Raw genomic sequence first — 23191 nt, 5'->3', positions numbered from 1 at the left:
TATGTTCAATACAGACTAATACCAAAGATTATAAAAAGAAAGCAGTGCAAGAATATGCACTGCTCAATAAATATTTATTTGCTATCCTATATCAGTTTTCAGAACATTACTATTAAATGAAATAATGTATTAAAAAAAGCTGAAATGTATGCTTCTGCCTTATATTATCTACGCCTGATAACCCAGCAATTTCCTAATTTGGTAGAAGAATCTTTCGATAAGTCTGAGATCCTGGGTTACGATTTCTGCGTTGCCTTTTAACTCTTTGTCGAACTTCAGGGTTTTATTGTAGGAAGTTTTCAGACCTTTTGGAAGGGTTACATCTACATAGTAATTTCCGTCCTTGTCCGGAGAAAGGGAAATGTTTTGTACTTTGCCTTCCACAATGCCATATTCCTGATATCGGTAATTGTCTAGTTTTATTAATACTTTTTCCCCGGCGATTATCTTCCCTGAATTAGCGGCGGGAACTGACATCCTTCCCACCAGTTTTTCCTTATTGTCCGGCAGAATAGATAAGATGGCGTCTCCTGCCTTTACAAACTGGTTTTCCCCGAAGAATTGCTGGAAGCTTGCTTCGCCATCCGTATTGGAAATAATAAGATAGTTCTGTTCCCATTGCTTCAGTGATTTTCTGAGCTGTTCGAAAAGCTGTAATGTCTGGGAAGAATAGGTGATTTTGTCTTTCTCGGTGTTGATTACCGTTCCGCTTTTTGTTTTATTAACATTTGAAATTCCCTCTTCGATCTGGGAAAGAGAGATATTGATATTTTCCAGATTCTGTTGCGCCTGGAGAAATTTTATTTTCTCATTTTCCAATTCTACGGCAGCAATTACCCCTTGATTAAATAATTCCTGTGAGCGTTGATAGTTCTTTTTTGTGATTTCATATTTTGCCTGTTCGAGGTTTTTCTGCTGCTTAAGTGTCGCAATTCTTACCCTGTATTCCGAGAGACTCTGATTGGCCGCAAGATTTTCAGGGGCATAAGGCTGGAGCCTTGTAAAAAGTGCTTCATCCTGAAAAGCTTTTGCAAAACTATTATAATCACCCTGCAGTTCCCCAAGCTTAAAATGTGAAGTTCTGTTCAGCGGAAATGAAGCCAGCTGATCAGGAGTAATAGAATCGATAAGTTTTTTTAATTCAAGTATGTCCTTATAATTTGCCGTTGACTGCATGACCATTAATACTTCATTTTTTTTAACATGTTGATGGTCTTTAATGAAGATCTTTTCGATTTTTGAGTTGGTGCGGGCTTCAAGTTTCTCGGGTGGATTCTGTGAAGTAACCACAATAGGAGCTGGAATAAATTCAGGATACCGTATCATATAGCTCATGATGAGAATCATGATAAGAATTAAAAAAATAATGGTGTTTCCCCAGCGAATCATCCAGTGAGGGGGCTGGGTTAGGATATCCTGAACGCTTTCTGAGCGTAGTTCTATATTGTCTAAAATGTCTTTTTTCATATACATAAAACCCAATAACCTTCAGATAAGAAGATTATTGAGTGTGTTTAAATACTGTTATAATGGCAGTGTATAATCGCATTTCGGATTATTGCCGGGTTCTACTCCGGGAATGTCCCCATCTGGACACAGCCGGTTGCAGGCATTCCACTGCTTTACATTATTAATGTAGCAGAAGCAGTTACATGGAAATACAGGAATAGGACCTGCTCCATGAATCTCTCTAAGATTTTTTCTTTCGATTTTTCGTAAATTTTTCATAATGAATATATTTTGAATTGGTTAATAAACTCTATGCTTAGATTTACTTCTTCTATGGTGTATTATTATTTCTTAAGATAATTTTGCTGTATAAAATCCCCAAGAGACTGTTTATAGCCTCTTGGGTTTTTAATGTTAGCAAAAAGATTCGTTAACTTTGTAGCAGCAGTCGTTACACATTACATAACCGGGTACACATGTACCTTTTGGAGATCCACTTCCGGTATAATTTGGATCACAATACAATTGCCAGTCCTCATGACCGCTTCCTTTAACGTTTTTTAAATCCTTTCTCGTTAATTTTTTTAAATTTTTCATAATGATTGGTTTAATTTGTTTCCTACTCTATTAGTTTTTCGGATTCCACTATTTTTTGATTTTTAATATAATATTTAATTCCCAAGCTCAAGCTGATTTTTAACGAGCCTGTAATATTCACCACGCAAAGCAACAAGCTCTGCATGGTTTCCTTCTTCTACTACTTTGCCTTTGTCCAGCACAATGATTTTATCGGCGTGCTTTACAGTGGAAAGCCTGTGGGCAATTACTACTGCTGTTTTTCCTTTAAAAAACTGCTCAAGATTTTCCATAATTACTTTCTCGTTGTTGGCATCAAGGGCAGAAGTGGCCTCATCAAAGAAAATATACTCCGGTGATTTGTATACGGCCCTTGCAATGAAGAGCCTTTGTTTTTGGCCACCGCTTACACCAAGTCCTTCATTTCCGATCTTAGTGTTGTAGCTTAAAGGCAGCTCTTCAATAAAGTCCTTTATATGAGCTATCTCTACAGCTTTTCTAAGTTTTTTCTTATCCGGGTAATCTTCACCAACGGCAATATTATTGGCAATTGTATCATTAAAAACGTAGCCTTCCTGCATTACCACTCCACAATGATCTCTCCAGAAGCGTGGAGATACATTCTTTAGCTTGGTATTGCCTAACCGTATTTCACCCTCATTCGGTTCGTAAAATTTCATCAAAAGCTTCAGTAGTGTGGTTTTTCCGCTTCCGCTGGCTCCTACAATGGCTGTTGTTTTCTGATAAGGAATCGTTAAATTAAGATGTTCAAAAACATAAGCTTCTGAACCGATATACCGAAATGAGAGGTTCTCAATCTCAATATCTTTCTGTGGAAGATCGTGGGTATATTGCTCTTCTGTATTTTCTTCATCCTCTTTATCGTGAATTTCTCCCAGCCTTTCAAGAGAAATCTTGGCATCCTGAGATTGTTTAATAAAATCAATTAATTGCAATAAAGGACTGTTAAGCTGCCCGATAATATATTGTACCGAAAGCATCATCCCCAAAGTAAGATTACCGCTGAGAACCAGTTTGGCAGAGAGAAAACTTACCAGGATATCTTTCATCTGGTTGATGAAATTTCCACCTACGGACTGCCACTGCTCAAGGGATAAAGATTTTATCCTTATTTTAAACAGCTTTACCTGCAGAAACTCCCAGTCCCACCTTTTTTGCTTTTCGGCATTATGCATTTTAATCTCCTGCATGCCGTTGATAAGTTCAATGACTTTGCTCTGCTCTTCCGAAACCTGGGAGAATCTTTTATAATCGAGCTCCTTTCTTTTACTAAGGAAAAAACTGATCCACCCAATATAAGCTGCTGCTCCTACCAGATATACGGCAAACAGTCTGTAATCGTAAAATAAAAGTACAATGCTGAAAATAATAAGGTTGACCAGTGAGAACAAAGTATTGAGCGAAGAACTTGTCAGCAACTGCTCGATTCTGTGATGATCATTGATTCTTTGCATGATGTCTCCAGTCATTCTCGTATCAAAAAAGCTGATGGGTAATTTCATCAGTTTAATAAAGAAATCTGAGATAATTGAAATATTGATTCTTGCAGAAAGATGCAGCAAAATCCAGCTTCGGATTACCTCAATTCCCATTCTTCCAATAAAGAGCATGATCTGGGCCAGCAGGACAAGATAAATAAAATTCAGGTCCTGATTCTGGATGCCGACATCCACAATACTCTGAGTAAGGAAAGGAAAAATAAGTGAGAGTAAACTTCCAGCCGAAAGGCCTATAGCCAGTTGGATAACCAGAGATTTATATTTTAAAAGATATTTTGAAAGAAAAGAAACGCTGGCTTTGCTTTCTTTATCATCAAACTCGGTCTGGAAGAAAGCCGGGGTTGTTTCTACAATAAGAACAATACCTTCTTCTGTGTTTTCATTAGCGTTTTCACCGATCCAGAGCTTTATGAATTCTTCCCTTGAATAGGTAATCAGTCCGTAGCTTGGATCTGAGATATATACTTTGTTTTTTTTATCAATTTTGTAAACAACGACAAAGTGGTTCTTGTTCCAGTGCGCAATGCAGGGGAAAGGTACTTCTTCAGCCAGAGTATTGAAGTCGATCTGCACGCCCAATGACCGGAATCCGAGATCTTCAGCAGCGTCACTCAGGCCCAGAAGGCTGCTTCCCTCCCGGGTAGTCTCGGAAAGGTTACGGATCTGCTGTAAGGAAATAGTTTTGCCGTAGTATTTACTCACAATACGAAGGCAGGTAGGACCGCAGTCTTTGGAATCCGGCTGACGGTAAAAAGGAAAAGATTTCAATGATGTATTTTTTTATTGTAACAAGTTGCCGCCGTAGAGGCGACAACTATTTTAATTTTTAAAAGATTAACTTTTAATAACAGTATCTGTTGCAAAAATGCATGCAGAATGAAGTTCCAAATGTGGGATCATAGGAGTTCGGATCTGCCTGACAGGCTGCGAGAGTAGAATAGCAGGCAATAGCGCTCTGTTGTGCCGCAAGACATTCCGGTGTAATGCCTCCTTTTACTGATTTTAAATGTTCTCTTGAAAGTTTTTTAAGATTTTTCATAGGATTATTAATTAATTTGTTGTTAGGAATTTTGATATTTCTGACTTGTTTAATTTTTTTCCTAATTTAGTGAATTTTGTAGTACGAAAGATATTTTTATCAAATATCATCATCTTCCGTTAGCTCATCCATAAAATAATAAATATCTTCCCGTTCGTATTTATCAGGAAACTGATAGCCATTGATTAGAAAAATCGGTGTAAAATTAAGTCCGGCATTTCTATTTTCCGCTGACATGTTAATAATAGGAGAAAGGTCTTCATTAGTCGGGGTAATTCCTGCTTTCAATCTTGTTTTAGCTTCATCTTTTGTTTTAAACCAATAATCAACAAGATTTAAAAAGTCTTGGGAAGTTTTGTTTTTGTAGGTGTGCATGAAATCGGAAATGAGATCTGTGAATTTTTCATTCTGCTTATCCGGGCTATAGTTAAATCTCATTTGAACCGAAATATTATCCGGATATTTTTGAAGAAGGCTTTCCGCAATTTTATGGGCGTCTTTACAAAATCCGCAGTAAGGATTTGAAATAATAGACAGATTAATCTTTGCATCTTTATTTCCTACAAGGAACGTTTGATTGTCTGTAAAAGTTATTTTCTCATTTTCAAGGAGCTCTCTTTTAAATAAGTCATAATTTCTTTTGAATCTTAAATTTTTTGCATTCGACTTCTGAAGGTTTTCCTTTTCTTCAAGAGTGGTATTAAGGTATAGAATAGAAAAAAACACGACACTCCATAAAGTGATGCTCAATAACGCCGTCTTTATGTCAAAAAAAACATTTCCGAAAAAAAAGATGCTGATGATAAGCTGTAACAGTAAAACCGAAATAATTAAAAGACAAACTCTGCAGTATGCTTTCTCTACAAATCCCTGAACGTATAAAGAATAACCGATTGCAATTAATGAAGCCCATGCGAAACCTTTGATGACCAAGGCTGTAGCGGGTAAAAATAGTCCTAAAACAGTAATTCCTATGAAATAAATCAATGAGAAATCAGAAAATTTCAATCCCATAATGCTGGTTTTATCCTGGGTAATAATTTTATTGCAGGAACTTGTACTCTGGTTTCCTGCTGTTTCTCCACAGATACTGCCGATGACTGCCGACTTATTCCCAAATTTCTGATTAAAAATCTCAAGAGAAATATAGACGCCGGCTAATGAGAGAATATTGAACAGGGATTCATACCAAGTCAGCGTAAGAAGTGAATAGAGTAAGATGATGGAAAAAACAAGATATAAAAATGGCTTATAGCTGGTAAATGATTTACTTACGGTTGAATCTTTTTCAAAAAGCAGTACAAAATCCGTAGATTTTTCGTGAAGTTCATCTTTGTTTATGGTCTTCGCTTTGTCAGAATAAATTGAATATTGGCTTCCCGATTTTTTAACTAAAGAAAATGTATTGTCAACAATAGCAATAAATTCTTCCGGAAGTTCATCCCAATATTCCTTATCAAGCTCATATGCATCGTTTCTCACTCCCAGAAAATTCAGGGTATCACTAAAAGCCAGCGCTGAAGGATAGTTTGGGTGAGAGTTAAACTGAAACATAAACTCCTGTTTGTCAAGTTTAAGGTAATTAATAAGTTTGTCCAATGGCATATTAATATTTTTCAACTAAAATAAGCAGATGTTTGAAAAAAACAAATATTTTTCTCATAATAACGTGATTTATATTTGTTTTTTTTAGTTATTGATAATTATAGGGCAAATTCTAGTAAATAATTATTTATTTTTTATAAAAGTCTGTAAATATTTCTCAGAAAATACATCAACAGAAAAAATTTAAACAGGAACTTGAAAATTTTAAAAATAAATAATGAACATCCTTAACGGATGTTTTTTTATACCCGCTTTAAAACTTATAAAAAAAATTACTTATAGATGATGATAAATATATCCAAAAAAAATGATTAGATATAATCACCAGTTAATGAGTAATAATAGCAAGTTTGAAAGAGAAACTGAGATTATCAGAAATGTTAACATAAATTTAAAATTGTTAATTGTCCTAAATTTGTGAAAAAAAATATGAAAATATTTTTTTATTTATAAAATATATTGTAATTTTACAACGCCTTGAATGAGGGAACAAGTCAAGGTAATAAATTTTTTTTCATCATTTGTGTTTTTAGAATCGTATCGCCTGATACGATTCTTTTGTTTTTATATCTTTTCGTAATTCAGAAGAAGGTTGATGAAGTAAGAGTAGGTAATTGCTCCTTCCTGCTGATTGGATTTTAGAAAAAGGTTATTGGTAAATCCGAAAAAATCATCAAGTAAACCCTGATGTTTTAAGATAAAGGCCTTTTCGTAAGCCCTGTCTCTTTTCATTTCAGGTGAATAGTTGTTAAGTACAGATTTTACAAACGCAGGATCTTTATCGACAATATAATTCAACAGGCTTTTTAGGGTAAAATATTCTGTACTGTAACGAAGTTCTGTATTGTTGGAATTAATACCGATCAGGTAGCCTATAAAATTAGCCTCCTGTTCTCTTGCAAAGCCAAGCTGATGAGAGCTTTCATGAGCTGAAGTAAAAGGAATTAATGTGTTTGGCAATTGGGAATTGAATTGCGCTTCGGCGGTAAAGGGATTATAATACCCCAGAATGCCGGTAAAACTCATGATATTTTTAAAAAGACTTGGCTTAAAAGAATTAATTTCAGAAGCTCTTTTACCAGAAATATTTTCAGGAAGCATTTTTTGCCTGTTGAGAATTTCTGTTTGTAAAACATTCAGATCTTTAATAATGAAAATCCCGTTGGCATCTTCCTGGGCCAGTTTTCTGGTTTCTTTACATCTTTTGAGATATTTTAGCGCTAAGATTTTAGCCTTTTCTACAGTAGGTTCTTCCTGAGAGGAAAGTTTTTTGATAATCGGAGTCTGGAAGTAGAGCATTCCCCAGAATACCTGATAAAGAAAATAAAGAACATTGAAGCAGGCAAGAATTTTTAATAATGAACTTTTTCTTCTCTTTTTACTGAAACATCCGGCAATATGGTAAATAAGAAATATTCCCAAAGAAATATAAAGCACATCCCCAAAGGAAAAAGAAAGCCAAGAAAAAATAAGCTGATGCGATTTCTTTTGAATTTCAAAAAAGCTTTCAAAAAAAGAAATCATTAGAGGAGATTTCGATAATATATAAAACAAAACAAATTGGGCAAGTAATAAACCTGCCCAAAATCTTTTCTTATGTAGTATTGTTGATGTTTTAGTGACCACTGCCTTTTGTGATTTTGTCAAGATCAATTCCCTGAGATTTCAGGATTCCGCTCACTCTTATCGCATAGAAAGCAAGATACGCAAAACAGACTACTCCTACAATATAGCTGAAGTGGATATTGGTAAGGTCTGCCACATATCCCTGGATGAGACTTACGATTCCTCCTCCCATAATCATCATGATCAAAAGTCCGGAACCTTGGTTGGTGTGTTTTCCCAGACCGTTAATTGCCAAAGCAAAGATACATGGCCAAAGGGTAGAGCAGAACAAGCCTACACTTGTAAAGGCATATACGGAAACCATCCCTTTAGTAAACATTCCTATTAATAAAGCTGCAATACCTGCAACAGAGAAGATCAGAAGCATTCTTGCCGGATTGCCCTTACTCATGATATCACAGATAATCATGGCAATGATAATTAATCCGTATACATAGAAATGAGACAGATCGTGTTTTGCAATGGCATTTACCAATAGAAAAACTCCGAATGCAAGATAAGGTGCCAGAAACCGTAAGATTTTTTTAGCTCCTGCACTTACGTCAAATGCTTCTACAGCACCTGTCCAACGTCCTATCATTAGTGATGCCCAATATAAAGAAATATAAGGTGCAATATCTTTGGTCTCAAAACCTAAACTTTTTTCCATATAAGCCGGCAGATTACTTGCCGTAGAAACTTCCACTCCTACATATACAAATATGGCAATCATCCCCATAAAAAGCTGCGGATATTGAAAAGCCGACTTTCTGTGTTCTCCCGGGACGGTATCATCCGTATCCTCGGTAATGGTAGGGGTAATAGCCGGAAGAGAAGAAAATTTAAGCATTATTGCTACCAAAACAAAAGCAGCCCCTAAAATCAGGTAAGGCACTTTTACACTTTCAACACTGACGTCCTGAGTTGCGGCTGCAGCCGAGCCAAAAATAGCGAAAGAAACAATTAACGGGCCTATCGTCGTTCCCAGGTTGTTAATTCCTCCTGCCATTGTAAGCCTCTGTGATCCTGTTTCAGCAGGTCCTATTTCAATGGCTAACGGGTTGGCTACAATCTGTTGCAACGAAAAGCCAAGTCCTACAATAAATAGACCTGAAATCATCAGCGGGAAAGAATGCATATTGGCTGCAGGATAGAACAGAAGAGTACCTGCTGCAGAAATCAAAAGGCCTACAATGAGCCCGTTTTTATAACCGATTTTGTTTACCAAATCCTGTTTTATACCTTTGGAAACAGCCATATAAATCAAAGAACCTACTGTGTACGCAACATAGAAGCATATCTGCACCAGCATACTTTCGGTTTGTGATAATTGAAAAGCTTTTTGAAAAACCGGGATCAAAATGTCATTACTTGCCGCCACAAATCCCCAGAAGAAAAACACAGTAACCAATGGGATGAATTGCCCCCAATTGGTTTGTTTAGAATAATTTGACATATTTGTTGAAAATTTCTGAAAACAAATATATATTATTTCTTTTAATTATAGTGTTTTAGCAATACTTTTTTTATTGTCTCAAAAGAAGACATTTTAAGCTCTTTGGGAGGGGCCGAAGGGTATAATATCCCATTAAAATAGACTTTGGCTTTTCCGGGATAACCTTTTGAATTGTCAAACGGAAAAATTTCCTTTAATCCTACAAATGTATAGATTACTATCGGAGAATTATGCTTTGATGAAAGGGTAAAAGCGCCATCTTTAAATTCATCCAGAATGATAGAAGTATCATCCGGAACACCGCCTTCGGGAAATATCACGATACTGTTTCCTTCTTCCATTTTTTCGGCACATCTTCGGTAAACATCTGCGCGGCTTCTGGCGCTTCCCCGGTCTACCATCACGCATATTCTTTTGTAGATGGTTCCGAAAATCGGTATTTTTACAAGCTCTTTTTTACCTACGAAACAGATGGGGTGGTCGGCACACAAAATACACATCAGCATAATATCCATGATGGAAGTATGGTTGGAAATAAAAACATATTGCTGATTTTTGTCCAGTGTCTCCCCCGAAAGTTTTTTCAGCTCGTAACGCAGTCCCATCCCGTAAAAGATGCAGTAGCTCCAGTACCTTACGAAGCGATATGCATATTTATAATGCTTTTTGTTGAAAGATAACAGATAAACAGGAAGCCCGAAAATCAGGGTAAAAACAAAGGCCAATATCAGCAGCCACGCTCTCCAGAGATAGTTTAAAATTTTGCCCATTTTCTATCCGTTAAAAATTATTTTTTTCTTGATAGAATAATTAAGTACGGAAACCAGAAGGATCGCAGCAATCTTGCTGATGATCTCGGGACTTAGAGAATAAATGATCAGATCAAACGTGTCTTTAAAAATATAGCTGTAGAAAATCTGGAAAAAGCCAAGACTTAATAATGTTGAAATAAAAGAAACTACCATGAAATAAGCAAACTCCTTTCTTTTTGAATGCTTGCCTCTTTCAAACACAAACCATATGCTCAGGAAATAATTGGTAATAATCCCGCAGCTGGTCGAGAAAATATTACTCAATGGATAATGAATTCCATGAAAATTGGTTTCGCGGGGGAAAAAGTGCGGTATTGCTGTACTGAACAGTTTAAAACTTCCGATTTCGACCACAGCACTCAATCCTCCTGCAAGTATGAAGAATAAAACCTGTTTCTGCCGTAATAGTAATTCTCTCATCCCGATGATATAATGTGCAAATTTATAACTATATGTTAAACACTGAAAAAAGATGTTAAAAATTTTTTTAGATTCAAAATAATTTCTAATTTTAGTTTTCCGGAATGACGTAGGCTTCACCTGATAATAAATTCATTTTCAACGATTTGTGTTGATGGTTTTTTCTATCTTGTAATATGATTCAATCATACGATTCAAAAAAATTTCACGACCACATTTAATAATATTTGTATGAAACATCAAAACAAATACAGGAAATTCCAGCTTCAGCAGAAAAATATTGAAGCGCTAGAACGGGAAAATTCGCGGTTTAAGCGCGTCTATTCTGAGTATGAAAATATGTCTGAAGAGCTCTGGAATATTGAAAATTCCAAAAATGAGCCTATTCCCGATGATTTTATCAACGCCATGATCCTTCAGACTTCTTATCTTGAAGATGAGATCGAAGACTGGCTGGTGCAGTTTAATGATAAAAATGCGGAAATAAAACAATAATGATGCATTACAAAAGAACAAATTAAAGAGAGCTGAACAGAATTTTGTCCGGCTCTCTTTATTATTTTAGTATACCTTCAGATTCACAAATAACACATATGTCATGTTCATAATCCGTCATCTTACAAGATAAATTCATAATTTAGCATCCTTAAACTAAAATGAAAATATGGTTGCTATTGTTGATAGTGGTTCTACAAAATCAGACTGGGTCATTCTGGATGAGTTCAAAAACGTCTTTCTGAAAGCAGAAACCATTGGCTTCAACCCGAATTTTATCAGCAAAGAACTTATCGTTCCCGAAATTGAAAAAAATACAAGCATAAATTCCGTTAAAAACTCTATTACCAAAATCTACTTTTACGGATCAGGGTGTGGCGTTCAGCAAAACTGTGATATCATTATCCACGAATTAGGGAAAGTTTTTACCAATGCGGAAATTATTGTTAAAGAAGATCTTACAGCTGCCGCATATGCTGCTTACAGAGGAACGCCTGCTATTGTATGCATCCTTGGTACAGGCTCCAACTCGTGCTATTTTGACGGTAAAAACATAAAAATACAATTACCTTCATTAGGCTTTCTGGTAGGTGATGAAGGAAGCGGAAGTGCGATTGGCAAACAGCTTGTCAGAAGATTCTTTATGCAGAAGCTTCCCGATGATCTTTCGTTTGAATTTGAACAAACGTATAAGCTTACTGTGGATGAGGTGTTGAAGAACATGTATCACAGCACACGTCCCAACGCGTTCCTTGCAGATTTTAATAAATTTGTGGTAGAAAGAAAAGAACATCCGTACCTACGTAAAATGGTACACGATGAAATGCTGAATTTCTTCGACTACCAGGTGCTTCCTTATAAAGAGTCAAAAGATGCCGAAATTAATTTCATTGGCTCTATTGCCTATTATTATGAAGATATTCTGCGTGCAGCCGCAGCAGAACTCAATGTAAATGTGGGACAGATCGTACAGAAACCTATCGAAAGTTTAGTCGATTACCACATTCAATATATTTTATAATTTAAAAACAAAATTCATCATATGTCAAGTAAAACCCAGCGCGACGAAAAGAACTTTAATCAGGCCGCTTTAGATTATCATAAAGCCGAACCTAAAGGAAAAATCGAAGTGATTCCTTCAAAACCGCACTCCTCACAGAGAGATCTGTCATTAGCGTATTCGCCGGGTGTTGCAGTTCCTTGTATGGAAATCCACGATAAGCCGGAAACCGTTTATGACTACACAGGAAAAGGAAATCTTGTAGCGGTTATTTCCAATGGTACAGCAGTTCTGGGATTGGGCGATATCGGTGCAGAGGCTTCAAAGCCCGTAATGGAAGGAAAAGGTCTTCTGTTTAAAATTTTTGCAGACATCAATGTCTTTGATATAGAAATTAATGAAAAAGATCCCGACAGATTTATCGAAATAGTAAAAGGTATTGCTCCTACTTTCGGAGGAATCAACCTTGAAGATATTAAAGCTCCGGAAGCATTTTATATCGAACAGCGATTGAAAGAAGAATTGGATATCCCTTTGATGCACGACGACCAGCACGGAACAGCTATCATTTCTGCTGCTGCCCTAATTAACTCCCTGAAAATAGCCAATAAAAATATAGAAGAAGTAAAAATGGTGGTAAATGGAGCCGGAGCGGCTGCAATTGCATGTACCAATTTATATATTTCTCTAGGTTTAAAGAGAGAAAATGTCCTGATGTGCGATAGTAAAGGCGTTATCAATCATAAAAGAGAAAACCTTACTCCGGAAAAGTTAGACTTCATTGCCCAGACAGATATTGACACATTGGAGGATGCCCTGAAAGGTTCTGATGTTTTCGTAGGACTGTCAAAAGGAAATGTAATGACTCCGGAAATGCTTTTAAGCATGAATGAAAATCCAATCGTCTTTGCTTTGGCCAATCCGGATCCTGAAATTGCCTATGATCTTGCGATCGAAACGCGTAAAGATGTTATCATGGCAACGGGACGAAGTGATTTCCCTAATCAGGTAAATAATGTTCTTGGATTCCCTTACATTTTCCGTGGAGCTTTAGATGTACAGGCGAAAACGATCAACGAAGCTATGAAGCTGGCTGCCGTTCATGCCATTGCAGATCTTGCTAATGAACCGGTTCCTGAAGCCGTAATTCTTGCATATAACCTTCAGAATCTTCATTTCGGAAGAGAATATTTTATTCCCAAACCATTTGATAACCGACTGATCACAAAAGTATCGAGTGCTGTTGCCAAAGCTGCTGTGGAAAGCGGGGTAGCCCGAAAAACCATTACGGATTTCGAGGAATATGAAAACAGCCTGCTAGACAGAATGGGAAGGGATGAAAAGCTGGTGAGAATGATGCAGAACAGGGCAAAAGCGAATCCTAAGAGGATCACTTTAGGAAATGCCGAAGAATATAATGTATTAAAAGCTGCACAGATTCTTTATGAGGAAGGCATTGCCTATCCGATTCTTTTAGGAAGCAAAAAATACATTAAAGAACAGATGGAGCGTTTCGGAATTGACCTTGATGTTCCGATTATTGATCCAAGTGACGACGACCAGAAAGAAAATAGAAAAAGATACAGAGAGACGCTGTGGAAGCTTCGTCAGAGAAAAGGGATGAACGAATATAAGGCTAAAAGATTCGTTCGTCAGAGAGATTATTTCGGACCTTTGATGCTAAAACACGGCGATACCGACGGACTGATTGTTGGATTCTCAAAAAATTATGCTTCAACCCTGAGACCGGTTCTGGAAGTTATTGAAAAAGATAAAGGCGTTGATAAAGTATCGGCCATGATGATGATCCTTTCGGAGAAAAAACCGATTTTCTTTGCAGATACTTCCATCAATCAGAATCCTACCGCTGAAGATCTGGTAAATATTGCTAAAATGGCGGAATTAACGGTGAAATCTTTCGCAATAGAACCGAGAATTGCCATGCTTGGTTTCGAAAATTTTGCTGCCATTTCCGAGACTTCTAAAAAAGTAGCGAAAGCAGTAAGCATCCTTCACGAAAAATATCCTAAAATGATTGTTGACGGAGAAATTCAGCCGGATTTTGCCATGAACTCTGATCATTTGAGTGACTACCCGTTCTCAAAATTAGGAACAACACCTGCCAATACATTCATTTTCCCTAATCTTGAAAGTGCCAATCTTTCCTATAAGATTATCAGAGGGATGAAGGTTGCACAAGTGATAGGACCAATTTTGATGGGTTTAAAACAGCCGGTCCACGTACTTCAGATGCGCTCTAGTGTTGATGAAATCGTGAATCTTGCGACTATTGCCGTTCTGGATGCGCAGAGAAGAGAGAAAAAAGATAAGAACTAGTATATACAGATAAGTATTTAAAAGGCTCCGTTTTGGAGCCTTTTTTTATACTAAATAGCGGATGTGTATGCTTAAAATATCAGCGGATTGATTTGAAATTATTACGGCGAATTCAAACGGATATTAAAAAGATTGTTTTTCAAGTCTTTTGTAATTGCGGACGATCTTTAAAATTCAAATTAAAAATTAAGTTAAAAAGCATTCGCCTCTGAAATGAAAACATTAATTAGTTTAATTTGCTATATTTGGGAGTTTTAAAAATTAATAATGATATTTTCACTACAAGGCATTGTTCAGGAACTTACGCCTACTTACGCAGTGATTAACGTCCAGGGCGTTGGTTACTATGTAGGGATCAGCTTAATGACCTCACAAACCCTTATTACCAATAAGGAAACCTTTCTCTATATTCAGCAGATCATCCGGGAAGATGCTCATCTGCTTTTCGGTTTCAATACCAGATCGGAAAAGGAAATGTTCAATCTGTTAATAAGTGTTAACGGAGTAGGTGCCGTTTCTGCCCTTATTTTACTCTCTACCTTAAGTTTGGACGAGATCGCTTCAGCCATCCTTTCAAGAAACAGTGCACTCATTCAGAAAGCTAAAGGAATTGGTGCTAAAACCGCAGAAAGAATTATTGTAGATCTTAAAGATAAAGTACAGAAATTCAGCAATCCCGAGGAAAATATTTCTACCCTTGCAAATAATAAAGTGAAGGAAGAATCGTTATCTGCATTAGAAGTTTTGGGCATTCCTAAGCGGATGAGCGAGAAACTTGCAGACAAAATCATTAAGCAGAATCCGGAGATTTCAACCGAAGAACTGGTAAAACAAATTTTAAAAAACATTTAACATTTGGTGGCAAATATTAAGTATTTCAATATATTCTTGTTCCTGTCGTTCATGTGTATGTCAGTAATGACATTTGCGCAGCAAAGACCGGCAGTTAAGGATACGGCAATCATAAAAAAAGACTATCAGCTCGCAGATCCTACGCAGTATGAAGCCTATTACGATATAAAAACCGGAATGTATTATGTATATCCGAAGATCGGAAATACCATTACAGGTCCTCCTACGGCAATGTCTCCCGAAGATTATAAAGAATTTATGATGGCGGAGCAGACTAGGGCTTACTATAAAGAAAAATCAGACCGCTACAGCCTGATGTTCAGAAAGGATAAAAGCGATGCCGCCAGAAAAGGTTTAATTCCTTCTTTAACGATTAATAACCGTCTTTTTGAAACCCTGTTCGGAAGCAATAAAATAGAAATCATCCCTTCAGGATATGTTTCTTTCGACTTCGCGGGTCTTTACCAGAAGATTGATAACCCTTTAATCTTACCTCAGAACAGGACCAGTTTTACCTTTGATATCGATCAGAAGATCCAGCTTGGTTTGTTAGGAAAAGTAGGAGAAAATCTTCAATTAAAAGCCAATTATGATACCCAGAGCGGCTTTGCTTTCGAGAATAGAATGAACCTCGTATGGCAGGCCAAAGGAAGCTGGAAAGATCTTCAGCAGAAAGGACTTCAGGATGTGGATAAACCCAGTGCAGGAGGAGAAGATAAAATTATTAAAAGAGTAGAATTCGGTAACGTCAATATGCCACTCTCAACCAGTTTGATACGTGGATCGCAATCTTTGTTCGGGGTTAAAACAGAGTTCCAGTTAGGAAAAACCTATGGTACAGTAGTGCTTTCCCAACAGCAGGGGGAAGCCAGAAATATTACCGTTCAGGGTGGTGGTGTAATGAATACGTTTAAACTCAACGCTATTGATTACGAAGACAATCAGCATTACTTTATCGGACACTATTTCCTGGATACCTATGATAACGCTTTATTAAACTATCCACAGATCAACTCTAAAATCAGCATCACAAGAATGGAAGTCTGGGTGCTTGATCAGGGGAACAGTAATCTGCAGTACCAGAAAAGTATCGTAGGGGTGCGGGATCTTGGTGATGCTCCCGGTGTACTTCCAAATAACGATCAGCCAGGTTTTAATCTATATTCAGCCGTAAATGCATTGCCGGGATTAAGGGATGCAAGTACTGCCTATAATGCCATAAAAGGAGCCAACCTTCCCGTTGCTTCCGGTGGTACAGCAGCCTATCAGGATGGAGAAGAATTTATCTTTAATAAAAAAGCGAGAAGATTAAATACCAACGAATATATACTTCAGCCCCAGTTAGGGTATATTTCATTAAATCAGAAATTGAATGATAACCAGCTTTTGGCGGTATCTTTCTCATATACGGTAAACGGTAGCAACCAGGTGTACAAAGTAGGGGAATTCTCCGAAGAAAGCACCGTGTTAATGGCGAAATTGTTAAAGCCTAACACCACGGTAAAAACTTCCTCTCCTATGTGGGACCTGATGATGAAAAACATCTATTCTCTGGATGCAGGACAGGTAAATCAGGATGGGTTTATCCTGAATGTTTTATACAGAGATCCTCAGTCCGGAGGTAAATTAAACTATCTTCCGGTAGCCAATAACCCTCAGGTAAACAATGTTCCTTTAATCAAATTGCTGAACTGGGACCGACTCAATGCCAACGGCGATTTACAGACCAACGGAAATACAACCGGAGACGGAATTTTCGACTTTGTTAACGGAATCACAATCCGGCCGGAAACAGGAAGGGTAATCTTTACAAAAGTACAGCCATTCGGCAGCTATATTCAAAATGTAATCGGAAGTAATGATCCTCAATATGTATTTGCAGATCTCTATGATCAGCAGAAACAGGTGGCAACTTCCAGCAACCTCGCGCTGAGGTACACTATTGAAGGTCGGTATAAAGGAACACAGGGGCAGGGAATTTCCCTTGGCGCCGTGAATGTTCCGCAGGGTTCTGTAAAAGTTTCCGCGAACGGAGTTCAGCTTACCGAAGGTATCGACTATACGGTGGATTATCTGCTCGGTACGGTAACCATTATCAACGAACAGGTAAAGCAGTCCGGTCAGGCAATCAATATTTCACTTGAAAACCAGCTTACATTTAATACTCAGAGAAAACGTTTCTTAGGATTAAACCTCGAAAGAAGATTTAATGAAAACTTTATCCTGGGAGGAACGGTTGTTAATTATTCCGAATCACCGCTTACCCAAAAGGTAAATTACGGACAGGAAGCCGTTAACAATACCATGGCGGGAATCAATTTGATGTACAATAACCAACTGCCGTTCCTGACGAGATTAACGGATAAAATACCGTTTGTAAATACAGAAGCTCCTTCTAACCTGAATTTCAAAATGGAAGCAGCATATTTGCTTCCGGGTTTAAATAAAGGAATTAATGATCAGTCTTACATCGATGATTTTGAACAGACAACTTCCAAAATTACTTTAAAAGAACCTACAGCGTGGAGTCTTGCTTCAAAACCGGAGAAGAACCAAGCTGATGATATTTTTAAGGGGGCGGGTAAAAACAATGATATTACGGAAGGATACGGAAGAGGATTGTTATCATGGTATAACATTGATCCCAGATTCTGGGGAGTAGGAGGGAGAGCTCCCAATGGCATTACACCGCAGTCGGTTTCTAATCACGCTTCCAGAAGAGTTCAGTTTTCAGAAATTTTCAATAACAGAGATTTCGTTGCAGGAGAGCAGACGTATACCAATACTTTTGATATTTCGTATTATCCTACGGAAAAAGGACCTTACAACTCCAATCCGGCAACAGAGACTACGGCAAAGCGATGGGCGGGTATCATGAGACCAATCTCCGTTTCCAATTTTGTAAGCTCCAATATCGAATATGTGGAATTCTGGATGATGGATCCCTATGCTGATGGAAACACATTAGGTACTAATCCTAAGCTTTTATTACAGTTAGGTAACGTTTCCGAAGACATCCTGAAAGATGGGCAGATGCAGTACGAAAACGGATTGCCAACGCCATCAGCACCGTCTACCACCACCAGCTCAAACTGGGGAACACAACCGAAACAGCCTCCGATTTTATATGCTTTTTCGAGTGAAGGTGCAGACAGAACCGCTCAGGATTTAGGATACGATGGGTTAAGTTCAGATCAGGAAGCTGCTTTGTTCGGAAATACATTTGTTAACCCGGTTACCAATATATCAGACCCTGCTGTAGATGATTTCGTATTCTACATGTCGGATAAGTTTACAGGAAATCAGGCATCATCAGTCATACAGAGATACAAATATTTCAGAGGTCCGGAAGGGAATTCTCAGAGTAATTCTCTGGAAGTTTCTACTCAGACTCCGGATACGGAAGACATTAATAAAGATTATAACCTGGATCAAAGTGAAAGCTACAATCAGTATGAAATAAGGCTTGATCAGGGAAGTTTGGTATTGGGACCAGGGAATAATATTGTTGATGTAAAAACCGTTCAGGCACAATTCCAGAATGGTCAGACTTCTCAGGTGAAATGGTATTTATTCAGAATTCCTGTTTCTAAATACGTTACCACTGCAGGAGATGCAGATCCTTCAATCCTTAATAATGTAAGATTCGCAAGATTACTACTAACAGGATTCGATCAGACTTCAACGTTAAGATTCGGAACAATGGATCTTGTAAGATCAGACTGGAGAAAATATCCTAAAAATATTGCGCAGTATGGTTCTACTGTTCCGGATCCTGCAACGAATGAAGGAAGCCAGATTACTGATACCAGCAATCTTGATGTAGGAAGTGTGAATATTGAAGAAAATGCCCTAAACCAGCCTCCTTATGTACTACCTCCGGGAATCGACAGGCAAATCCTTAGCGGAAATGCGGGAGCGCAGAGACAAAACGAAGCATCGTTATATATGAACATTAAGGATCTTCCTAATGGAGAAGCAAGAGGGGTATTTAAAAATACTTCGCTGGATATGAGAAGATATAAGAAACTAAAGCTTTTTGTTCATACCCACACTGATCCAAGAATCATAGACCCTAATGTCGGACAAATCGATCCGAAAACTAAATTCTTCATCCGTTTCGGAAGTGATGCTACAGATAACTACTATGAATATGAAGCTTCACTAAAGATAACGCCGAATACAGCAACTGCTCCTATGGAAATCTGGCCGATGGAAAATGATGTGGATCTGGATATTCAGGATTTTGTAGATGCTAAAATCAGAAGGGATAAAAACAGTCCGAACAATATTGCCCAAAGGATACAGGATAATGTCTTTGATGAAGGGATAAATAATAAACGAATTTATATTAAAGGACGTCCGAGCTTAGGAAATATTACCACGATCATGATCGGGGTAAGAAATGGAGTTGACAGAACAAGTCCCGGATATAATCTTGAAAGGATACTTTGGGTTAATGAAATCCGTCTTTCCGAAATTGAAAATGACGGCGGTTATGCAGGAAACGCAAGCCTTAACTTTAATCTTGCCGATTTTGCCACGGTGAATACAAGTGCATCCTATACATCGGTAGGTTTCGGAAATATAGACTCTAAACCGGCTGAAAGAACACAGTCTACACAATCGGCATTCAGTATCAATACGGCTGTCAACGTCGATAAATTATTACCGGAGAAAAGCGGTGTTAAAATTCCGCTGAATTATTCATACTCGCAGACGATCGAAGATCCGAAATATAATCCTCTGGACACCGATGTAGAATTTAAAAAAGCGGCCAACAGAGAAGAGCTTAAAAAAGTAGCAAGAACATACACCCAACAAAGAAGCATTGGTGTTGTAAATATGCACAAAGAAAGAATGAACCAGAATAGAAAGCCAAAATTCTATGATGTGGAAAACCTTTCCGTCACTGCAGTTTATAACGATGATTTCTACAGGGATATCTATACCAAAAGAAATTACAGGCAATATCTGAGAGGGTATATTGATTACAACTATACTTTCAAGCCATGGGTGATTCGTCCTTTCAATAAAATGATCAGTGATACGGCAAAATCTACCAAATATTTGAAGTGGGTGAAAGAGTTTAATTTCAACCCTGTACCGACGCGATTCTCTTTCAGAACAGAAGTCGACAGAAATTACAACGAATTGGAGTTCCGTAATATCGATGCCATTTTAAGTGGAAACTATGCTGATGATTTCGGAGCCATCAAAAACAGAAACTTCTATTTCGGCTGGCAATATGGTTTAGGATTTAATTTTACGAAATCGTTAAAGCTCGAAATCAATTCCGCTACCAGAACATTGAACGATAATATGGACGTGAATTTGATGGATAACAATTCAATCTTCGGGAATGTATTCAGAGCAGGAAGACCGGTATTATACAACCATAGAGTTCAGTTAAATTACAAACTGCCGTTCCAGTATCTTCCGTATTTAGATTTTATCGATGCTGAATTAAGTTATGGATTTACCTATAACTGGAATGCAAGATCTACCGTACTTCTGGCAAGTCCGGATGGAAGTCTTGGATCAATAGGTCAGAATACCAATGTGATTCAGACTACCGCTTCTGCTGACTTTACGAAGTTCTTCGGGCAGTTTGGTTATTTTAAAAATATTTCTGCAAAACTTCAGAAACGGAAGCAGGAGATCGATTCATTGAATAATGCCTACACTCAGGCTTGGGAGAAAAACAGATATGCTTATAAAAAATATAAGTTTAAAAACAGACTGACGCCGCTTCAGAGTATGGCATACTTATTAACCTCAATCAAACAGTTGGATGTTAATTATTCCGAAAACAACGGTACCGTTTTACCGGGATTATTATCAGCTCCTAACTGGTATGGTTACGGTCAGACTTTAGGAGGCCCTACCCTCGGATTCCTGTTGGGCTCCCAGGCAGATATCCGAAGAACTGTTATGGAAAACGGTTGGGTAAGTGATTCTGAATTCATGACAGATCCTTATGTCCGGATGTCCACGCGGGAGCTTCGTGCCAATTTGCAGGTAATGCCAATGAATGATCTCCGAATTGATATCACAGCACTGCACAATTACAACAGAAACTTTACGCATACCGGATTTAATTATAGAGATCCAAATACGGGACTTGCCAATCCGGATTATACGTTTGCTAATGATATGGTGACCTATTCCAATTCTGTGGTTTTATTAAAAACGGCTTTCAAGGATGGTACCGCAATTTATCAGGCCATTAGGGAAAATGCAAGAATACTGTCTCAACAAATGCCGGGCGCATTGGAGCCAAACGGATTTAAGGACGGATACGGAATATCAAATGCATATATTCTCATTCCTGCCTTCAGGGCAGCTGTTGAAGGTAAGACTCCGAAAATGATGGGCAATCCTAAAAAAGCAGGACTTCCGATTCCGAACTGGAAGATTACCTACTCAGGGTTAAGAAATGTTCCGATTATCAATGGGCAGTTCTCCAAGTTCGATATCCTTCATGCTTATCAGGCAACTTATACAGCCACAGGAGTACAGTCTAGTATAGATTATTTCAATACGCTGAATAACTATAATGCTACGCAAAGAGATATCAATGACGATTATATCAATCCGTTCACATTTGCTCAGGTAGGTTACGTAGAAAACTTCTCCCCATTGATCGGGGTAGACATGACTATGAGAAATAATATACAGTTTGGTCTCCAGTACAACCGACTAAGAACTCTATTATTAGGATTGGTGAACCATACCTTGACCGAAGACTCAAACAGCGAATATGTAGTAAGGGTAGGATACATTATCAGAAACTTCAGGCTCGGGATGGCCAACACTGGAGGAAGAGGTAAAGCTAAAGGAACCGATCTGAACATCAGGGGAGATTTCTCCCTGAGAGACAGCAAAACCAGCATAACCAACATCCTATTGGATGATTCGCAGGTTACCGGGGGGCAGAGGTTAATGAATATTAAAATATCTGCAGATTACAATGTCTCAGAAAACCTAAACCTGAGAGTATTCTACGAACAAATGACTTCGAAATATAAAATATCAACAGCATTCCCGCTGTCAACCATAAGAGCCGGAATTTCTGCAACATTTACCTTCGGAAATTCGGGAGGTTTCTAATTAGAACCGGAATAAATTTATATGTCCTTCATTTTTGGAGGACATTTTTTATATCCGATATTTGAAGCTTCTGGAATTTTGAATACATTTGTACAAATAAAAAATTAAAAATGAACACACCATCAGAATTAAAGTACACTAAAGATCACGAATGGATTAAGATCGAAGGTAACGTTGCTACAATCGGTATTACAGACTTCGCACAGGGAGAGCTTGGCGATATTGTTTATGTAGATGTAGATACGGTAGATGATGATCTTAGCGGAGGAGACGTTTTCGGAAGTGTAGAAGCTGTAAAAACAGTTTCAGACTTATTCTTGCCGATTTCAGGAAAAGTGATTGAGTTCAATTCAGAACTTGAAGATCAACCTGAACTATTAAATTCAGATCCTTATGGAAACGGATGGATCATCAAAGTAGAAGTAGCTGAAGGTGCAGATCATTCAGAATTGCTTTCCGCTGAAGAATACCAGGCTATCATTGGATAAAATTTCAAAAATATTTAGTAAGATACTGCCCATTTATTGGGCATTTCTTACTTATATGCTTCTCAAACCCGGAGAAGAAAACCACGAATACTGGTTTATGTTCAATGGGATCGACAAGCTTTTACATCTTAGTATTTTTGCAGCATTGGGTTTGTGTTTCATGGCTGCATTTCCGAAGACCAGATTTTATTATTTCATTCAGATCATCCTTATCTATGCTTTCCTTACAGAAATCCTCCAGGAAGAGATGGGACTTGGTAGATCCATGGAAACCTTAGATGTCGTGGCAGATACCATTGGATGTCTTTTGGGATACTTTGCTTACAAGGTGCTTATCAAAAGATTTTTATAATCTAGATGAATTACTCCGTAAATTTTCGCTCACCTTTCAAACCTTAGGATTACTTTTTTATCCTATTACATT

17 protein-coding genes are annotated in these 23191 nt (G+C 37.7%); 7 read left to right on the top strand and 10 right to left on the bottom strand.

Going from position 1 to position 23191, the window contains the following annotated elements; translation table 11 throughout:
* Positions 1-168: 168 nt before the first annotated feature.
* The 10 genes from HHL20_RS10570 to HHL20_RS10530 all read right to left on the bottom strand — a co-directional run bounded on the left by HHL20_RS10570 (position 169) and on the right by HHL20_RS10530 (position 10482).
* The gene (locus HHL20_RS10570; protein WP_228463177.1) at positions 169-1467 is read right to left on the bottom strand and encodes an HlyD family secretion protein; all 1299 of its coding nucleotides are present in this window, start codon (positions 1465-1467) and stop codon (positions 169-171) included.
* 57 nt (positions 1468-1524) lie between these two features.
* Entirely contained in the window at positions 1525-1728 is a 204-nt protein-coding gene (locus HHL20_RS10565; protein WP_169231183.1) for a bacteriocin-like protein, read from the bottom strand.
* A gap of 135 nt (positions 1729-1863) precedes the next feature.
* A complete protein-coding gene (locus tag HHL20_RS19790) occupies positions 1864-2046 on the bottom strand; it encodes a bacteriocin-like protein (RefSeq protein WP_449386645.1) in 183 nt (60 codons plus the stop codon).
* Between the two features lie 74 nt (positions 2047-2120).
* Positions 2121-4313, bottom strand: coding sequence for a peptidase domain-containing ABC transporter (locus tag HHL20_RS10560; protein ID WP_169231182.1), 2193 nt, complete (start codon positions 4311-4313; stop codon positions 2121-2123).
* Positions 4314-4386: 73 nt separating this feature from the next.
* Positions 4387-4584: a bacteriocin-like protein gene (locus tag HHL20_RS10555; RefSeq protein ID WP_169231181.1), complete on the bottom strand. Its 198-nt coding sequence runs from the start codon at positions 4582-4584 to the stop codon at positions 4387-4389.
* A 99-nt stretch (positions 4585-4683) separates the two neighbouring features.
* Positions 4684-6189 carry a vitamin K epoxide reductase family protein gene (locus HHL20_RS10550; RefSeq protein ID WP_169231180.1) on the bottom strand — a complete coding sequence of 502 codons (1506 nt, stop codon included), beginning with the start codon at positions 6187-6189 and terminating at the stop codon, positions 4684-4686.
* Positions 6190-6753: 564 nt separating this feature from the next.
* A complete protein-coding gene (locus tag HHL20_RS10545) occupies positions 6754-7713 on the bottom strand; it encodes a DUF3810 domain-containing protein (protein WP_169231179.1) in 960 nt (319 codons plus the stop codon).
* 91 nt (positions 7714-7804) lie between these two features.
* Positions 7805-9250 (bottom strand): sugar MFS transporter, encoded by a 1446-nt coding sequence (locus HHL20_RS10540; RefSeq protein ID WP_169231178.1) that lies wholly within the window; start codon positions 9248-9250, stop codon positions 7805-7807.
* 41 nt (positions 9251-9291) lie between these two features.
* The gene (locus HHL20_RS10535; RefSeq protein ID WP_169231177.1) at positions 9292-10020 is read right to left on the bottom strand and encodes a lysophospholipid acyltransferase family protein; all 729 of its coding nucleotides are present in this window, start codon (positions 10018-10020) and stop codon (positions 9292-9294) included.
* A gap of 3 nt (positions 10021-10023) precedes the next feature.
* Complete coding sequence (locus HHL20_RS10530) at positions 10024-10482, bottom strand: GtrA family protein (protein WP_169231176.1); 459 nt, start codon at positions 10480-10482, stop codon at positions 10024-10026.
* 231 nt (positions 10483-10713) lie between these two features.
* Here HHL20_RS10530 and HHL20_RS10525 point away from each other — a divergent pair, with 231 nt between their 5' ends.
* From HHL20_RS10525 to HHL20_RS10495, 7 genes are all read left to right on the top strand, one after another.
* The gene (locus HHL20_RS10525; protein ID WP_169231175.1) at positions 10714-10977 is read left to right on the top strand and encodes a hypothetical protein; all 264 of its coding nucleotides are present in this window, start codon (positions 10714-10716) and stop codon (positions 10975-10977) included.
* Between the two features lie 169 nt (positions 10978-11146).
* Complete coding sequence (locus HHL20_RS10520; RefSeq protein ID WP_169231174.1) at positions 11147-11998, top strand: ATPase; 852 nt, start codon at positions 11147-11149, stop codon at positions 11996-11998.
* A 21-nt stretch (positions 11999-12019) separates the two neighbouring features.
* On the top strand, positions 12020-14314 hold the full coding sequence (locus tag HHL20_RS10515; RefSeq protein WP_169231173.1) for an NADP-dependent malic enzyme: 2295 nt from the start codon (positions 12020-12022) through the stop codon (positions 14312-14314).
* Positions 14315-14581: 267 nt separating this feature from the next.
* Positions 14582-15166 carry a Holliday junction branch migration protein RuvA gene (gene ruvA / locus HHL20_RS10510; RefSeq protein WP_169231172.1) on the top strand — a complete coding sequence of 195 codons (585 nt, stop codon included), beginning with the start codon at positions 14582-14584 and terminating at the stop codon, positions 15164-15166.
* Between the two features lie 57 nt (positions 15167-15223).
* The gene (sov, locus tag HHL20_RS10505; RefSeq protein WP_169231171.1) at positions 15224-22279 is read left to right on the top strand and encodes a T9SS outer membrane translocon Sov/SprA; all 7056 of its coding nucleotides are present in this window, start codon (positions 15224-15226) and stop codon (positions 22277-22279) included.
* A gap of 110 nt (positions 22280-22389) precedes the next feature.
* On the top strand, positions 22390-22767 hold the full coding sequence (gene gcvH / locus HHL20_RS10500) for a glycine cleavage system protein GcvH (protein ID WP_169231170.1): 378 nt from the start codon (positions 22390-22392) through the stop codon (positions 22765-22767).
* A 55-nt stretch (positions 22768-22822) separates the two neighbouring features.
* Positions 22823-23119 (top strand): VanZ family protein, encoded by a 297-nt coding sequence (locus tag HHL20_RS10495; protein ID WP_317165992.1) that lies wholly within the window; start codon positions 22823-22825, stop codon positions 23117-23119.
* Positions 23120-23191: the final 72 nt, after the last annotated feature.

It is taken from the genome of Chryseobacterium cheonjiense, assembly GCF_012927265.1.
In the GTDB taxonomy this organism is placed as follows: Bacteria; Bacteroidota; Bacteroidia; order Flavobacteriales; family Weeksellaceae; genus Chryseobacterium; species Chryseobacterium cheonjiense.
Note: the sequence above shows the minus strand (reverse complement) of the source record. Positions and strands in the feature narration are given on the sequence as shown.

Excerpts from the sequence above, each read along its gene's own strand:
- HHL20_RS10540 (WP_169231178.1), bottom strand. The coding sequence starts at position 9,250 with ATGTCAAATTATTCTAAACAAACCAATTGGGGGCAATTCATCCCATTG.
- HHL20_RS10545 (WP_169231179.1), bottom strand. The coding sequence starts at position 7,713 with ATGATTTCTTTTTTTGAAAGCTTTTTTGAAATTCAAAAGAAATCGCAT.
- HHL20_RS10555 (WP_169231181.1), bottom strand. The coding sequence starts at position 4,584 with ATGAAAAATCTTAAAAAACTTTCAAGAGAACATTTAAAATCAGTAAAA.
- HHL20_RS10520 (WP_169231174.1), top strand. The coding sequence starts at position 11,147 with ATGGTTGCTATTGTTGATAGTGGTTCTACAAAATCAGACTGGGTCATT.
- gcvH (WP_169231170.1), top strand. The coding sequence starts at position 22,390 with ATGAACACACCATCAGAATTAAAGTACACTAAAGATCACGAATGGATT.
- HHL20_RS10550 (WP_169231180.1), bottom strand. The coding sequence starts at position 6,189 with ATGCCATTGGACAAACTTATTAATTACCTTAAACTTGACAAACAGGAG.
- HHL20_RS10570 (WP_228463177.1), bottom strand. The coding sequence starts at position 1,467 with ATGAAAAAAGACATTTTAGACAATATAGAACTACGCTCAGAAAGCGTT.
- HHL20_RS10565 (WP_169231183.1), bottom strand. The coding sequence starts at position 1,728 with ATGAAAAATTTACGAAAAATCGAAAGAAAAAATCTTAGAGAGATTCAT.
- sov (WP_169231171.1), top strand. The coding sequence starts at position 15,224 with ATGTCAGTAATGACATTTGCGCAGCAAAGACCGGCAGTTAAGGATACG.
- ruvA (WP_169231172.1), top strand. The coding sequence starts at position 14,582 with ATGATATTTTCACTACAAGGCATTGTTCAGGAACTTACGCCTACTTAC.
- HHL20_RS10515 (WP_169231173.1), top strand. The coding sequence starts at position 12,020 with ATGTCAAGTAAAACCCAGCGCGACGAAAAGAACTTTAATCAGGCCGCT.
- HHL20_RS10525 (WP_169231175.1), top strand. The coding sequence starts at position 10,714 with ATGAAACATCAAAACAAATACAGGAAATTCCAGCTTCAGCAGAAAAAT.
- HHL20_RS10495 (WP_317165992.1), top strand. The coding sequence starts at position 22,823 with ATGCTTCTCAAACCCGGAGAAGAAAACCACGAATACTGGTTTATGTTC.
- HHL20_RS10535 (WP_169231177.1), bottom strand. The coding sequence starts at position 10,020 with ATGGGCAAAATTTTAAACTATCTCTGGAGAGCGTGGCTGCTGATATTG.
- HHL20_RS19790 (WP_449386645.1), bottom strand. The coding sequence starts at position 2,046 with ATGAAAAATTTAAAAAAATTAACGAGAAAGGATTTAAAAAACGTTAAA.
- HHL20_RS10530 (WP_169231176.1), bottom strand. The coding sequence starts at position 10,482 with ATGAGAGAATTACTATTACGGCAGAAACAGGTTTTATTCTTCATACTT.